The 15288-nt window shown below is 49.1% G+C and carries 16 protein-coding genes; all 16 read left to right on the top strand.

Going from position 1 to position 15288, the window contains the following annotated elements; all coding sequences use genetic code 11:
* Positions 1-29: 29 nt before the first annotated feature.
* The 16 genes from FYJ35_RS09375 (at position 30) to FYJ35_RS09450 (ending at position 15287) form a co-directional block, all read left to right on the top strand.
* Positions 30-509: a KGG domain-containing protein gene (locus FYJ35_RS09375; protein ID WP_154525841.1), complete on the top strand. Its 480-nt coding sequence runs from the start codon at positions 30-32 to the stop codon at positions 507-509.
* 462 nt (positions 510-971) lie between these two features.
* On the top strand, positions 972-1157 hold the full coding sequence (locus FYJ35_RS09380; RefSeq protein ID WP_154525843.1) for a ribbon-helix-helix domain-containing protein: 186 nt from the start codon (positions 972-974) through the stop codon (positions 1155-1157).
* A 14-nt stretch (positions 1158-1171) separates the two neighbouring features.
* A complete protein-coding gene (locus FYJ35_RS09385) occupies positions 1172-2383 on the top strand; it encodes a tyrosine-type recombinase/integrase (protein ID WP_154525845.1) in 1212 nt (403 codons plus the stop codon).
* 306 nt (positions 2384-2689) lie between these two features.
* On the top strand, positions 2690-4783 hold the full coding sequence (gene recG, locus FYJ35_RS09390) for an ATP-dependent DNA helicase RecG (protein ID WP_154525847.1): 2094 nt from the start codon (positions 2690-2692) through the stop codon (positions 4781-4783).
* A gap of 162 nt (positions 4784-4945) precedes the next feature.
* Positions 4946-5500: a DUF6465 family protein gene (locus tag FYJ35_RS09395; protein ID WP_154525849.1), complete on the top strand. Its 555-nt coding sequence runs from the start codon at positions 4946-4948 to the stop codon at positions 5498-5500.
* A gap of 78 nt (positions 5501-5578) precedes the next feature.
* Complete coding sequence (locus FYJ35_RS09400) at positions 5579-6565, top strand: DMT family transporter (RefSeq protein ID WP_154525851.1); 987 nt, start codon at positions 5579-5581, stop codon at positions 6563-6565.
* 15 nt (positions 6566-6580) lie between these two features.
* Positions 6581-7090 (top strand): GNAT family N-acetyltransferase, encoded by a 510-nt coding sequence (locus FYJ35_RS09405; protein WP_154525853.1) that lies wholly within the window; start codon positions 6581-6583, stop codon positions 7088-7090.
* Between the two features lie 892 nt (positions 7091-7982).
* Positions 7983-8420 (top strand): IS66 family insertion sequence element accessory protein TnpA, encoded by a 438-nt coding sequence (gene tnpA / locus FYJ35_RS09410; RefSeq protein WP_154525855.1) that lies wholly within the window; start codon positions 7983-7985, stop codon positions 8418-8420.
* Complete coding sequence (gene tnpB, locus FYJ35_RS15410) at positions 8413-8610, top strand: IS66 family insertion sequence element accessory protein TnpB (protein WP_154525857.1); 198 nt, start codon at positions 8413-8415, stop codon at positions 8608-8610. The genes tnpA and tnpB overlap by 8 nt, the downstream gene beginning before the upstream one ends.
* A 6-nt stretch (positions 8611-8616) precedes the next feature.
* Positions 8617-8772 carry a hypothetical protein gene (locus FYJ35_RS09420; protein WP_154525859.1) on the top strand — a complete coding sequence of 52 codons (156 nt, stop codon included), beginning with the start codon at positions 8617-8619 and terminating at the stop codon, positions 8770-8772.
* Positions 8773-8974: 202 nt separating this feature from the next.
* Positions 8975-9358, top strand: coding sequence for a hypothetical protein (locus FYJ35_RS09425; protein ID WP_154525861.1), 384 nt, complete (start codon positions 8975-8977; stop codon positions 9356-9358).
* A 17-nt stretch (positions 9359-9375) separates the two neighbouring features.
* Entirely contained in the window at positions 9376-10614 is a 1239-nt protein-coding gene (locus tag FYJ35_RS14850) for an IS66 family transposase (protein ID WP_154525863.1), read from the top strand.
* Between the two features lie 14 nt (positions 10615-10628).
* Positions 10629-11231 (top strand): IS66 family transposase, encoded by a 603-nt coding sequence (locus FYJ35_RS14855; RefSeq protein ID WP_205839792.1) that lies wholly within the window; start codon positions 10629-10631, stop codon positions 11229-11231.
* A 418-nt stretch (positions 11232-11649) separates the two neighbouring features.
* Entirely contained in the window at positions 11650-13332 is a 1683-nt protein-coding gene (locus tag FYJ35_RS09440; protein ID WP_154525867.1) for an ABC transporter substrate-binding protein, read from the top strand.
* 74 nt (positions 13333-13406) lie between these two features.
* Entirely contained in the window at positions 13407-14366 is a 960-nt protein-coding gene (locus FYJ35_RS09445; protein ID WP_154525869.1) for an ABC transporter permease, read from the top strand.
* A gap of 9 nt (positions 14367-14375) precedes the next feature.
* Positions 14376-15287, top strand: coding sequence for an ABC transporter permease (locus FYJ35_RS09450; RefSeq protein WP_154525871.1), 912 nt, complete (start codon positions 14376-14378; stop codon positions 15285-15287).
* The last annotated feature ends 1 nt before the right edge of the window (position 15288 follow it).

The raw sequence follows: 15288 nt of genomic DNA on the forward strand, positions 1-15288 counted from the left end.
TTACATTATTTCACAGCGGGCGGCAATATATGTACGGACATGAAAACCTGATTCCGATGGACAGGAGAAGTAAGGACGAAGCAAGGGAAATTGGCAGAAGGGGCGGCAAGGCTTCAGGAGCGGCGCGGAAGAAACGCGCGGATCTGAAAAAAGAGGCGCGCGCACTGTTGGACATTCCTGTTAGTAATCCGCGCTCAGTCAATCAGGCGGGGGAGAAGTACGGCAAGCCATTGTCAGCGGAGTGCATGAAGTCACTCTCGGATGTGAGCGGGAACAATTACAGCGCGGGTGTAGGCGTATTGCTTGCATTACTTCAGAGCGCGATTCACGGAGATGTGAGGGCGGCACAGTTCCTTTTCACAATCGCGGGAGCATTCGACAAAGGGCAGCAGTCAACAGAAGAGCAGCAGCCGGATGACGGATTCCTTGACGCACTCAACGGGACAGCGGAGAGTGATTGGAGCGATGAAGCGGGAATAGATGACAATGAGCAGAGCGGCGGCGGGTGAATACCTGCTGCCGTTTTCTGTCCAGATGGGCAACAAATCATAATTGTATTCATAAGACAGAATACAATACGCAACATGACAATTACAGACACAATTCGCTGTATTTGAACAACATCTATATAATAAACAACTGTTTTACGCATAGATGATTTATTGATAGATTCGAGAAATGCAGTGTTTATGCGGGTTTAAGGACACCCCCAAAATAATCTGAATTGTAGTGAATTGTGTACTTGTTCAAATGCAGATATTGTGCGCCTGCTGCACTCAATAGGGCGGGTACTTTCAGGCCGAGAAGAGTCAGAAAATGACGCTCTTTTTAAATTGTATGACAATTAAAAGAGAGTGAAAAAGAGGTGAAACGCTGTAATTATGCCATATTACAGACATATTGTCTATTGATTAAATGGCATACATTTGATACTATGGTTATAGGCAGCAGAAAAGAGAGGGGGTGAAACAATGGCAGGCAAGGGAAGACCACCCGTTGACAATCCAAAAGCGCGGCGGGTTGTAATCAGGCTGACAGAGGAAGAGTATTTACAGCTTCAGGCGGCAGCAGATGCAGTTGACGGTTCAGTGAGCGATGTTATCAGGCAGGCGTTGAACTGTTTCATCTTTCAGCAGCGCATTCACAGGAACGATTGACAGGAGCAGACAACATGAAAAAACGGGCAGACGGGTTGTATGTAAAGAAACTCACGATAGACGGCAAGCAGATTTTTGTCTATGGCAAGACTCAGAGAGAAGTTGCTGAGAAGGTACAGCAGAGGCGGGAAGAGATTGCAAAAGGGCTTGTAATAGGCAACAATGTGACGCTTGACGCATATTACAAAGTATGGAAGGACGGCAGGCGGCAGAGTGTCTCAGAAGCTACACAGGCGGCTTATGATGACAGATACAAGAGCATTTCGAAGTATATCGGCAGCGTAAAGATAAAGGACATTACAGCGGCAACGGTGCGGAAACTTCAGCAGCAGCTGTTGAGTGAGACTGTCGAGCGGTATGTGATGGATGAGAACGGCAGGCGGGCGCATTATGACAAGCGCGCAACACTCAAACCGCGCCCTGAAAAGGAAACGGTGAATCGGTACAGCACAGAGGGTGTAAACATCAGGATAACCACCCTCGGAACTATCTTAAAGAGCGCGGCATCAGATAGGCTGATTCCATTCAATCCCGTATCAAATGTGAAGGGTATCAAACGGACGGAAGAGCGCGCAGTGAAGACCATTCACAGAGCACTCACAGACGATGAGTTGAGGGTGTTTCTCTCATTCGCAGAGGGTAACACGATGTATTGCAACCTCATGAGGCTGCTGCTCTGCACAGGCATGAGATGCGGTGAGGCTGCTGCTCTGAGGTGGTGCGACATCGATCGAAAAGGAAACTGTATTCACGTCACACGGACAGTATCACGCCGCAAGGATGAGAACGGGAAGAACACAGCACAGATTGTGGATTCTGTGAAGACGGAGAGCAGCTATCGTGATGTTCCGTTGACAGCTGCTGCACTCAGAGCGATTGAGGCGCAGCGGGCACAGAATGAAATGATGTACGGGCATAAGGTTGTCAGCATATCTCAGCTGATTTTTACGAAGAAGGACGGCAGCATTATTTCAGCAAAAGACGTTGATGATGCAATCGACCATATCACAGCGCGGATTGTGAAGAGCGGGCAGAGAATGGAGCGGTTTGCAGTCCATGGATTCCGTGATACGTTCGCAACGATGTGCGTTAATCAGGGGATGAAGCCTCAGACACTTCAGAAGATTCTCGGACATTCGTCAATCAGTATCACAATGAATCTGTACTATCACACGTTCGAAGAGCAGAAGCAGGAAGAAATGAGCAGAATTGTCATTCCGTTTTAACTGCTACTTTCATACTACCGTTACCACTACCGTTACTACCGTGTACTACCGTTTCGAAGCGTTGCAATATGTTATTGCACGTCATATAATAAGGAAGCGAAAACGCCTGAAATGCTTGAATAATCAGTATTATTACGTTACCACCCGTTACGTCATGTTAGGCAGAACAGGGAATACTACATTATTTCTGTGGAGTAAAGACTCAGAGAGCGTGCCGGAGGCACCAGAAGATCGTTTTCCAGGGAAGACACAGGCGGAATGCCTGTGTCTTCTTTTTGAAGGGAACGAAGACAGGAGTGTGAGCACATGCAGGAGACATCGCCCATCACAAAGATCAAAGGAATCGGGCCGAAGAGTGCCGTCATTTATGAGAAGGCAGGCATCCGAACAGTCGGCGATCTCATCCGGTACTATCCCAGGGCATATGATGAAATGAAAGATCCGGTGGAGCTTTCCACGCTCTCTGCCGGAGACGACGGGGCAGTCGTAGCTGTAGAAGGACACGTGGAGGCGGCCTTGTCCGTCCGTTACCTCAGGAATTTCAGAATTGTGACAGGAAAAATCCACTCGCACGGGGAAACGCTGGACGTTACCTGGTTCAACATGCCGTTCATGAGAAGCCAGGTGCACCCCGGGACAACCTATATCTTCCGGGGACAGGTCAAAGCGAAGGGGCGCAGCTTTTATCTCCTTCAGCCGAAGGTCTATGACCTGTTCGATTATACACTTCTGCAGAAGAGCCTGCAGCCAGTCTATCCGCTGACGGCCGGTCTGTCAGAGCATTCACTCCGCAAGGCACTCCGTCAGGTGCTTCTTGGAGAAGACCCGCTTGATTTTTCAATGGATCCGCTTCCGGAATGGATCATGGAAAGGTATCGTCTGCCTCCGGTTCGGGAAACCATCCGGGCCATTCATTTTCCGCAGAGCAAGGATCAGCTTCAGGACGCCAGACATCGTCTGGTTTTTGAGGAATTTTTCAATTTTATTCTGCTGCTCAAACAGCTGCGGGAACGAAGGACAGCGCAGATACACAGCTATGTGATTCCGAAAACCCCGAAGACAGCTGAGGTGATCCAATCGCTGCCCTATCAGCTCACTGTCTCCCAGGAGAAGGTCTGGGAGGTCATTTCGGAGGAGCTTTCTCAAAAGAAAGTGATGGCCAGACTTCTCCAGGGGGATGTGGGGTGCGGGAAGACCATCATCGCATTCCTGGCTCTGGTCCAGACGGCCGCTGCAGGGATGCAGGGGGCCATCATGGCTCCGACGGAGGTTCTTGCGCGGCAGCACTATGATGGCTTCGTGAAGCTGATGCAGCAGGCCGGGCTGCCGATCAGGGCGGTTCTGCTGACAGGCTCCCTGAAGGCAAGGGAAAAACGCGAAGCCTGCGGTCTGATTGAGAATGGAGAAGCGCAGGTCGTTATCGGAACACATGCCCTGATCCAGGAGAGCGTCCGGTTCCGGAATCTGGCACTTGTTGTGACGGACGAACAGCACCGTTTTGGTGTCGGTCAGAGGGAGGCACTGTCCGGAAAAGCAGAGGAGATGCCGCATACCATCGTCATGAGTGCAACTCCGATTCCGCGGACGCTTGCGGTGATCCTGTATGGGGATCTCGACATTTCGGTCATCAGAGAGCGGCCTTCTGAACGGCTTCCGGTGAAAAACGCAGTTGTCGACCCCTCTTACCGGCCAAAGGCATACGCTTTCATTGCCTCGCAGGTGAAGGAGGGCCATCAGGCGTATGTAATCTGCCCGATGGTTGAGGAATCCGGGAGTGGAGAAATAGAGGCGGAGAATGTCATTGATTATACAGACATGCTCCGGGAGGCGCTGACGCGGTACCTGCCTGATATCCGGGTAGAGTATCTGCATGGAAGAATGAAGAATGAGGAGAAAAATGCTGTCATGCAGCGGTTCCTGGACGGAGAGATCAAGGTCCTTGTCTCAACCACCGTCGTGGAGGTCGGCGTGAATGTGCCGAACGCAACCGTCATGATGATCGAAAACTGTGAACGGTTCGGGCTGGCGCAGCTGCACCAGCTCAGGGGGCGGGTCGGCAGAGGGAAAGATCAGTCTTACTGTATCCTGATGCATCACAGCGAAAGCGACGCCGTGAAGAAGAGACTGCAGATCCTCAAGGAATCCAATGACGGGTTTGAAATTGCCAGGAAGGATCTGGAACTCAGGGGGCCGGGGGAACTGTTCGGCCTGAGACAAAGCGGCGAGCTTTCGTTCCTTCTGGCAGACGTGTATCAGGATGCCGGGATCATGCAGGAGGCTTCAGAGGCAGCGGAGGAAATTCTGACGCAGGATCCGGAGCTGGAGCGAGAGGAAAACCGCCTGATCCGCAGAGAGCTGCAGAGGCAGGCGGAGGCAGGAAAGGCTCACATGACACTCTGAACGGACTCGTTTATACCAGAAATTGCTTTAAAATGGACGATTCAGGGCTTATTTTGTAGGAAGCAGGCTTGAACTTGCTTCAGTTTCGTTGTATGATGCCGAATGTGAACGCATGACAAAGAACAGCTTCATTGTATTTTATGTTTCAGGAGGAGTACAGTTATGAGAAATGTTCAGAAAAAGTCATCCGCTTCCAAGGCTGTAAAAGCAGCAGAGAGCAAGACTGCTGCAGAGAAGACAGTCAAGGCATCAGAGGTTCAGACAGCAGAGGTGAAGGCAGCGGAGAAGGAAGCGGCAGCTGAGAAGACTGCGGCGAAGGTTGTCGAGAAACCGGCACTTGCAAAGGCCGAGAAGGCAGCAGAGAATGTGAAGAAGGCAGCTGAGGAGACGAAGACAGCTGTTGCATCCGCTGTGAAGAAGGCAGCTGAGGAGACAAAGGCTGCAGCGGAAACTGCGGTAAAGAAGGCAGAGAAGAAGACAGCTGCAGTGAAAAAGGCGGCCGAGAAGGCAGCAGCTCCGGAGGAGTCTGTTTCCGTTCAGTACGCGGGGAAGGATATCCTGGTCAGCGATCTAATGGGACAGGTGAAGAAGGACTGGACGGAGAAGTTCGGCAGAAAGGCGGCTGAGCTGAAGAAGGTCAGCCTGTATGTCAACACGGATGACAATACTGCCTACTATGTTTTGAACGATGATGTGAAGGGACAGATTGCACTTTAATCTGCAGCCGATGGATGTCGTAGAGAGGGCCGCGGGAAATCCCGCGGCTTTTTTTGTGAAGGCGGAGACCGGATATATATGGGACAGGCAGGATTGCAAAAGGCAGAATACAGAGCAGCAGGGGCTCAGAGAAAGAGCACAGAGAAAGGGCTTGCCGGTGCGGTCCTTGCCACAGGCGGCGGAATCTGCTGGGGGTTGAGCGGCTCGATGGGGCAGTATCTGTTTCGCTATCAGGGAATGGACAGCCGCTGGCTGGTTCCGTACAGGCTGGGGCTTGCCGGTGTCGTTCTGTTTGTGTACTGCCTGATCCGGCATCGGAACAAGCTGTTTCAGGTATTTGCGGCGGCTCAGGATGTGCGGCAGATCCTGACCTACGCGGCAGGGGTCTGCATCTGTCAGTATCTGTATTTCCAGACGATTCAATGGTCAAGCGCTGCGGCAGCCACGATTCTTCAGGATCTCTCACCGATCTTCATCCTTGCCTGGGCCTGCCTCACAGCCCGGCGAAAACCGAAACCACGGGAAGCCGTGGCAATCATTCTGGCGCTGGCCGGGGTCCTTCTCATCACGACACATGGGCGGTTGAATTCGGTACCGGTATCGCCCAGGGCTGTCATGACCGGAGTTGGCTGCGCGCTGATGGTTACTCTTTACAATGAAGTACCAAAGTCCTTTATGGACAGATATCCGATTGCGGTGCTCCAGACGTGGGCATTTCTGATCGGAGGAGCATCCTTCTTTATCCTTTTCCGCCCGTGGACCTTCCATTATACACCGGCTCCGGCAGGGATTTTGGGGATTGCATTTGTTGTTTTGGTTGGTAATGTCCTTGCATTCACCTTTTACATGACGGGAGTGTCCATGATCGGACCGGACAAGGCGATCCTGTACGGCTTCTCGGAACCGGTTACGGCGGCTGTCATTACCTATACTATCTTCGGAGGCCGGTTCACCGTTTATGATGCGATTGGATTTGCGGCTGTTTTTGCGATGCTGATTCTCATATCGACAAGCGGCAGAAAAAAATCCGGCTTCAGGAACGAAGCATCTGCGGAGAGTGCGTAACGAAAGGCGGACTTTATGACTCACATTACAATCAGGATGGCGATGGAGGAGGATGCTGCTTCCATCGCGAACATCATGAAGACGGTCGCAAAGAATCTGGAGGATCCGGAGATCTATGTGACAGACGATGAGGAGTTTATCTGCCGACATATCAAAGATCAGGGCTTTACGGAGCTTGCAGAGTGCGACGGCGGAGTGGTTGGTTTCCTGATTGTGCATATTCCGGGAAATGGACCGGAGAACCTTGGGAGGGATGCCGGTCTTCCGGACAGAGAGCTTCCGTTCACGGCGCATATGGAATCAGCTGCCGTCCTGCCGGCGTACAGAGGACATGGTATCCAGCGGATGCTGATGATGGAAGCGGAGAAGGAGCTGAGAAGAAGAGGATTCCACTATGCAGTCGGAACGGTCTCCCCGAAGAATCCGTACAGCATGGAGAACTGCCTGAAGCTCGGATATCTTACGGCAGCCGTGAGAAACAAATACGGCTCCCTGCTTCGGAACATTGTGGTAAAGCGGCTGTAAGCGGAAGAGATTCCCCGGAGAGGCTGTCAATAGCAGCTGCTCCGGGGAATCTTTTTTGATGCGTATCGATATCGTGGTGATTTGAATCGTAAGGAATACCATGTAAACTTGCAGCATGGCTTCTGGCACGACATCTTCACAAAAAAGAGACATCTGTATCATAACAGATGTCTCTTTTTAACGTGCGCGAATGAATTCAAATACGAACACTATCTGGTCTTTGTTTCAGGGCTGCCGGGCTTAGTGGTCATGCGATCGTCAGAGGATAAAACAGTGCAAGGATGAGTAGGATTGGCAGAAAAAGGAGGGATGAATGACTCTGTGTCAGGATAAAGTTTAAATAATGCACAATTTAAGACTATGTATGACGGAATTATTTGTACATGATATTAGAGATGTCACATAAAAGTACTTTTGTAAAGCAACAATAGGCAAAATACATAAAAATATTTGTATAGTATGCTATAAATATCGGCCAGAAGGTGGGAGTTTAGAAATAATATTGTAAAACGAGCACTAAAATATGCAGGTTATACAAATACCGCACGGTATCATACAATATGCATAAATCATACGCTGAGATAAGACAGATATTTGTGCAGTATATTTAGCATTAAATAAACGGCAGTATCAGGATCTTTCATAGCCGCTCTAATTTTCATCTAAGTTGTTCACGGAGAATAAGAAAAAAGAAGAGAGGGTAGAATGTTATCATTTTTGAATATTTTGACATAATAATAGAGTGAACAATAACTACTGAAATGGAGGAACTTAGAATAACTATATTTTACTGAACAACCGTGAGCGGTACACAATAAGCGTCTTTTGACTAAATATCAGATCTGCTAGCATTACTCCTGGTGATAAACCCGTCATTTATGGAGGTAATGCCATGGATTCTTCTACGATTGCTCATGATCTTCGCGCCAGGGAATGGCGCCAGATTATTCTAGAGGCCAACAACTCAGATATTCCCAAGAGCCAATACATCCGCGAACACCACCTTTCTGAAAACAGCTTTTATTACTGGCAGCGGCTGTTCCGCAGAGAAGCCGTTGCTGAAAAGACAGATCTTCCATCTGTTTCGTCGTCTCTCACGGCTGTTTTCGAAAAGACAGCTGCCACCGGTCTGCAGAATTCTTCCTTTATAGAAGTGTCTGTGCAATCAGTCCCGGCATCTTCCACTGACCGTGAACCCAGCGGGTCTAATGCTGATTCTGTCCCGTCATGGGACATGCTTCTTCAGCATAGCGGTTACAGCCTGTACCTGAACAACAGCGTATCGGAAATGGGCCTGAACATAGTTCTCCGGGCGATATCCCATGCTTAGGGAGGCCACCGGAATCCGGAAGATCTATCTGCGGGCTGGCCGCACAGATCTCAGGAAGGGGATCTACTCTCTCCAGGCCATTATCCAAATGGAAACCGGAATCAGCCCGCTGGAAGAAGGCACAATGTTTCTCTTCTGCGGAAAACGACCTGACCGGATCAAAATCCTTGTTTTCGAGGGAGACGGCTAGTTCATCATGACGAAACATCTTATTGGCAGCAACCGCTTCCAATGGCCCCGGAATTCCGGCGACACCCTGAATCTTACCAGGGAACAGTATTGCCATCTGATGGATGGATTTACCATCGATGGTACTATCAGACACATTTCCGGGCAGAACCCCTCTGAGTAAAAATGGAACCAGCCTGTTCCGGGACTGTCTGAAAATCAGATTGAACGGACCTTTCAGCCCTGATGTGCTCCTGCATGTCAGGGCTGAATCATGCAAAAAAAGGCCTAGAATTATTGGTACTTATTTATCAATAAAAGTACCAATAATGGTTGACATATGTGTTGGTATGATATATATAAGTACCAATATGAGGACTTCTCATATGTCAATCGTAAAGTATACAAATAGACAAACCGGTGTTGTCACATGGTATGAATCGACATCCCATTATGATCCCGACACGAAGCAGTCACGCCCGATCCGCAAATACCTCGGGAAAGAGGATCCTGTTACCGGAGAGCTGATTCCTTCCTCCGGGAAACGGGGAAGAAAGAGCAGTTCGCAGGTTCAGGACTCCGAGCATCATACAGGCGGGCCCGCTTCCGCGCAGGACGGCCGTATTCAGCAGATGGAGAAGCAGAACCGTGATCAGCAGGAACGCATCCGGACTCTGGAAGCAGAAAACCGGCAGCTGCATGATACGATCTGCAGGCTGGGTTCTGCCATAGAGAAGCTGTATTCTCTGTACACTTCTTCAGAAGACTGATCTTTCGGGGAGATTCCATGCGGGCAGACGAGGCTGTTTACAAAGAATGTCTCCATACTCTATCCAGAGAGGCTCTGGAGGAGGAATGCTTCGGCAGGAAGCAGGATGCCGATCGTAACCGGATTCTTTTCGAGGAGTCGCAGAAGTCTCTTACTGCCATATCGAAGGACTATAAGAAAACTGCCGACGAACTGAAAGCTCTCAGGGACGAATGCCGGAAGCTGAACGAGACAATCCGGCACATGGAAGCAGAGCAGACTCTCGGAAGGCGGGACCGCTTCGGATGCAGGGGAGAGTGCCTTAATGATCTCCTGGCATCTTCTCCCGGTGATCTGAAAGATCCAACCGATGAAGAAGCCGGCGATGAACCAGAAGGGGAGGAACCCTTTTTGGAACACAACGTCTGCAGCCGTGCCCTGCACCTTGTCAGATCAGCCACGGGGTGGCGCGGACAGAAGGAAAAGCCTTCTCTCTCTGATATGCTCCGGAAGCTGCCGCACGTTGTGGAATACGACATCGACCCCGAAGCGCTTAATGAACAGTATGGCGAATTCAGATGGGCGATCGCATTCTGGCATGAGCACTGCAGGGTTGAAACTCGGAGGACTGTCCGCTACGTCCGTGTGATCAAAACAGCTGTGCTTTCTGTCGATCATGGCGACCGGATGGTAACTCTTCCGCACCAGAATCCGGTGTTTGACCGGAGCATTCTGACATCATCCCTGATGGCTTCTTTTCTTTACAATAAGTTCTTTCTCCATCTGCCGTTTTACCGTCAGGAAGAGGACATGCGTCAGACAGACGGATTTGTCATTCCGCGTCAGACGATGGTCCGCTGGACAATCTGGCTCGCATGCGTCTTTCTGTGGCGGGTCTATGAACACATGCTCTGTTTGGAAGCGGACTGCCCTTACCAGAACGCGGATGAAACGTTCCTGCGGGTAGTTGGCGAGGAAGGCAGCAGACCCGGCAGGAAGTATTATGTCTGGGTGTTCTCTGCAGGGGAGCTTCTGGAAGGCCATCCGGTCATTGTTTACCGGTATGGTCCGTCACGCTCCGCGGAAAATCTGCGGAAACAGCTGGGCATCCGCGACTATCTCAGGACCATTACCTGCGATACCTATGCTGCTTACGATACCGTTGCGAAGGAATCGGATGGAAAGATTTCCGTTTCGAACTGCCTTTCCCACGCGCGACGCCGCTGGGTGTATGCGCTGGAAGTAATTCATCCAGGCGGTACACCGACGAACAGATGAAAGAGCTGCCGGAAGTGAAGGCTCTTATTCTGATTCAGAAAGTTTTCCGGAAAGATACGCCCCTTAAGAAACTCTCCCCGCAGGAACGGCAGGAGAAGCGTGAAACAGAAGTCCGGCCGGCGATGAAGGCATACCTCGATTTCGTCCATTCGCTGAATCCAGAAGATTTCTCCCTCTCTGAAAAAGCCAGGGATGCAGTATCTTATACCATCCATCATGAAGCCAGTCTCACAAAATTTCTTGATGATGGGAATATACCTCCCGACAATTCGTTTTACGAGAAAATTGTGAAGACTGTAGCCCTTGGCCGCCGAAACTGGCTCTTTGCCATGACACCGGACGGTGCCAGAACCATCTGTGTATTCGATACCTTTGTGGCAACGGCCAGAGCGAACCACGCCAATGTTTACTATTATCTGAAATATCTGATTGAAAAGGCGCCGCTGATTTCTCAAACCGGTAGAGAAGCTCTGCTGGATGATCTGATGCCATGGTCTGAAACATACAGAAAATATGAGCAGGAACAGGCAGCGCAGGATGCATCCCTGGCGATCGGAGGGGAAGACCCTCCGCGGCCCAGGACTCCGAGAAAGAAAGACAAACAGCGGAGTGCCTGATTATAGTAGGAGACCCTTCGCCATACATCAGCCTCAGACCGGACCACTCCGGTCTGTTTGGCATACCCTCAGCCCAGATTACCTGATTTACATGGCAAAGTGATTCAAGCGCACATTTTCAAAGTGCAGGCCATCCGGCAGAAAGCCTGCCAGCACTTTACTTCAGGCTGCAAAAACTATAGCAGCAAATCAAGCCATTCCAAAGACGCCGATTATGTACCGCTCACGTTAGATTTTCATTTGACCAAAAAAATACCGCCAGTTGGCGGTTTCACGAAGATTTGGAGCTATTCAACTGTCAAAGTCCCGTTAAAATATACAAAAACCTATTGACAATTCATATGAAAAGAGTGAATATAACACTGAAGTTTGTAATACAAACATATGCGGACGGATATTTCGAAAAAGGAGGGAAGTTATGCGAGGCAACAAATTTATGGGTCTTTTGTGTGCGGCAACCATGGCTGCTTCTCTGTTCACGGGTGTCGGGACTCTTGGAGCTGATGCAACAGAAAGTGTCACAGCCGTAACAGGAGACGCTCAGTCTTTAGGGACACCGCTTGCGGATGTCCGTGTCAGACAGGCACTGGCTTATGCAATCGACATGGATACGATTGTGGATACTCTGTTCGATGGAAAGGCAACAAGAGCAACAAGTTTTACATCGCCTGGCGAATGGCTCAATACAGATATACCTGTCTACGACTATAATCCTGATAAGGCAAAGGACCTCTTATCAGAAGCAAACTGGGATCCGAACTACACACTTGATGTCGTGTATTATTACGATGATCAGCAGACCGTCGATCTGATGACAATTATTCAGCAGTACTGGTCGGATGTAGGAGTGAAATCTCAGTTCAGAAAGCTGGAAGGTGATCTGGCTGCACAGCTCTGGGTACCGCCGACAGATATGGTGAATGGACCGTCCGAAGTCAAGTGGGATCTTGCTTATGCGGCAGTTGCTGCTTTGACGGAAAGCGAGTTCTACAACAGATTTGCTTCTACAGCTTCTAACAATTCCACAGTCCCGAAACAGGATGGGCTGGATGAACTGATTGAAGCATCTAATTCGACCATGGATAAGGATGAACAGATCGCGGCGTTCAAGAAGATTCAGCAGGTCGTCGCAGAAAATGTTCTTGCAATGCCGCTTTATCACCAGGTCTGCTTCATCTATACAAGTAGTGATCTGGATATGAAGGGTAATCCGGTCGGCAATGATCAGTTCTCCTATGAGAAGAATATTCTCGATTGGAACATCAATCGTGATGATCACACACTGTATACGAACGGCGGGCCTCAGGAATTCTTCTGGTATCCGATGGTGAACCCTGGATACATGCTGAATACAGAGCTTCTCTTTGACAAGCTGATTGATGCAGATGAAAGCCTGAATCCGACTGACGGAATGCTTGCAGAGTCTTATGAAGTCAGCGATGACAATAAGACGATCACCTTCCATCTTCGTGACGGACTCAAGTGGCAGGATGATGAGCCTCTGACTGGTGATGATGTGAAATTTACAATCGAACTGATGCTCAAAACCCCTGGAACGAATGCAGTCGCAAGTGAAGCGATGTCTTGCATTACTGGCGCTCAGGATTACAAAGATGGTAAAACTGACGATCTTGCAGGTGTTACGGTGGACGGAAATGATGTAACAGTGAACTTTGATAAAGTTTCCGCAAATGCACTGCAGGTGTTCTCACAGTGGCCAATTCTTCCAGAACATTGTTTAAAGGATGCAGATCCGAACACGTTGCAGCAGAATGAGTTCTGGCAGCATCCGATCGGTTCTGGCCCATTCATGGTGGATGAGGTTGTTCTCAACAACTATTGTACCCTGAAGAGATGGGATGGCTACTGGAAGAAGGGCACCGGAAACATAGAAACCATCTATGAGTTCGCAAGTGGTGAGAACGATTCGAACCTGGTTAAGAATGCAAGCGCTGGGAAGATTGATTATGCGTGGAGTAAATCGACTGATGACGCCAAGGCAATCGAAGCTCTGGATAACATGAAAGTAGAACAGGCAAATATCAGATATACCAGATGCTTCTATATCAATCAGTTCCCTCACGAGCCTAACATCAAGTAATCATCTGATTTCATCCTTTTAACAGTGAGCTGGTGACTCTGCTGGCTCACTGTTTTTCTGTCAGAGGAGGGCTTATGGCATCCTACATTACAAGAAAGATATTATCTTTGATTCCAATGACATTGATTCTCAGCTTTATGATCTACCTTGGTATGGATCTGATGCCTGGAGATGCAGTTGATTATCTGATACCTCCTGACGCGTTATCGACAATGTCACAGGAACAGCTCGAACAGATGAGAGAATCGCTGGGACTGAATGAACCTCTTGTTGTCAGATATGTAAAGTGGCTTGGAGGCCTTTTCCATGGAAACTTTGGTTATTCACTTCAGAGCGGAGTTCCTGTATCGACACTAATGAAAGACTATCTTCCAGCTACGCTTGAGCTCACGATAGCGGCCTTGCTGATTTCTTCGATCCTGGGAATTCTTCTTGGTGTGATCAGCGCTATCAGAAGAGGAGGGGCTTTGGATCAGATTCTGAGCGTATTCGGGATGATCGGAGTTGCCATTCCGCAGTTTCTGCTTGGGCTGATTTGTATCGATATCTTTGCACTGCACATGAATGTTCTTCCGGTTGGCGGAAGAATGGCATATCAGGGCCAGGGATTTTTCCAGAGACTACAATATCTGATTATGCCGGCACTTGTACTTGGTTTTTCCATGACGGCTGGTGTCATGAGATATGCGCGAAGTTCCATGCTGGACTCTATGGGAAAGGATTATATGAAGACAGCAAGAGCCAAGGGGATTCCGGAATGGAGAGTAAATCTCGTTCATGGTCTTCGTGCAGCCCTTACACCTGTAGTTGTACTTATTGGCTTTCGGCTTCCTATGCTGATAGGTGGGGCAGTAGTTGTCGAAGAAGTGTTTCAATGGCCTGGAATCGGCACACTGTTTGTGAAAGCGGTGCGCTCCCAGAATACACCAGTTGTCATGATGATTGGATTTTTCAGTGTCCTGCTGGTTTTGATCTCCAGTATTTTGGTAGATATTCTCACAGCGGCATTGGATCCAAGAGTGAAATTAAGTTAGGAGGAAGTCATGAGTGCACTTGATCGTAAAATGGACAGGCTTCTGGCTCGTGAAAACTCTGGGAGAGAACATAGAGAACTGGTTAAAAACCGTACAGTGCGGAAAATGATGATGAACAGACTGTCTGTAGTTGGAATGGTAATTTTCCTGATCATTCTGTTCATGTGTCTGTTTGCCCCGCTGTTCACACCTTACGATTCTACGAAAGTAGATCTGCGTGCAATCCTTCAGCAGCCTTCTGCGGCACACATTTTTGGGACGGATAAAGTCGGACGGGATGTGTTTACCAGGATCTTATATGGGGGAAGAATTTCGATCGGTATCGGATTCGGAAGTGCATTGATTGCAACGCTGATCGGGGTCACGCTCGGGGTGATCGCGGGATATAAAGGAGGAATACTTGACGGAATTGTTATGAAGATATCAGAAATCCTGATGGCATTTCCTCAGATGATCTTGGTATTGATTTTAGTAACGATTACAGGGCAGAGTCTCTGGAATCTGATCCTGATCTTTTCACTGACTGGATGGCCTTCCATGTATCGGATGGCGAGATCTCAAATGTTGTCTCTTCGTGAGGAGGAATATGTACAGGCCTTGAAGGCATTTGGAATAAGGGACATGAAGATTGCATTCAAGCATATTCTTCCAAATGCGATAGGCCCTATATTTGTCAATATTACCCTTTCCACAGCTATGTTCATTCTCAATGAAGCTTCATTGTCTTTCCTTGGTCTGGGCGTGCCAATGGAAGTCGCAACATGGGGGAATATCCTGAACGTTGCGCAGGATCTGACGATTCTGAAGAGTGCTCCATGGATCTGGCTGCCGACAGGTGCGGTGGTGACCCTGTTTATCATCAGCATCAATTTCATCGGGGATGGTCTTCGTGATGCCAGCGATCCGACACAGGTTGGTTAAG

The organism is Porcincola intestinalis (assembly GCF_009696445.1).
GTDB lineage: Bacteria > Bacillota > Clostridia > Lachnospirales > Lachnospiraceae > Porcincola > Porcincola intestinalis.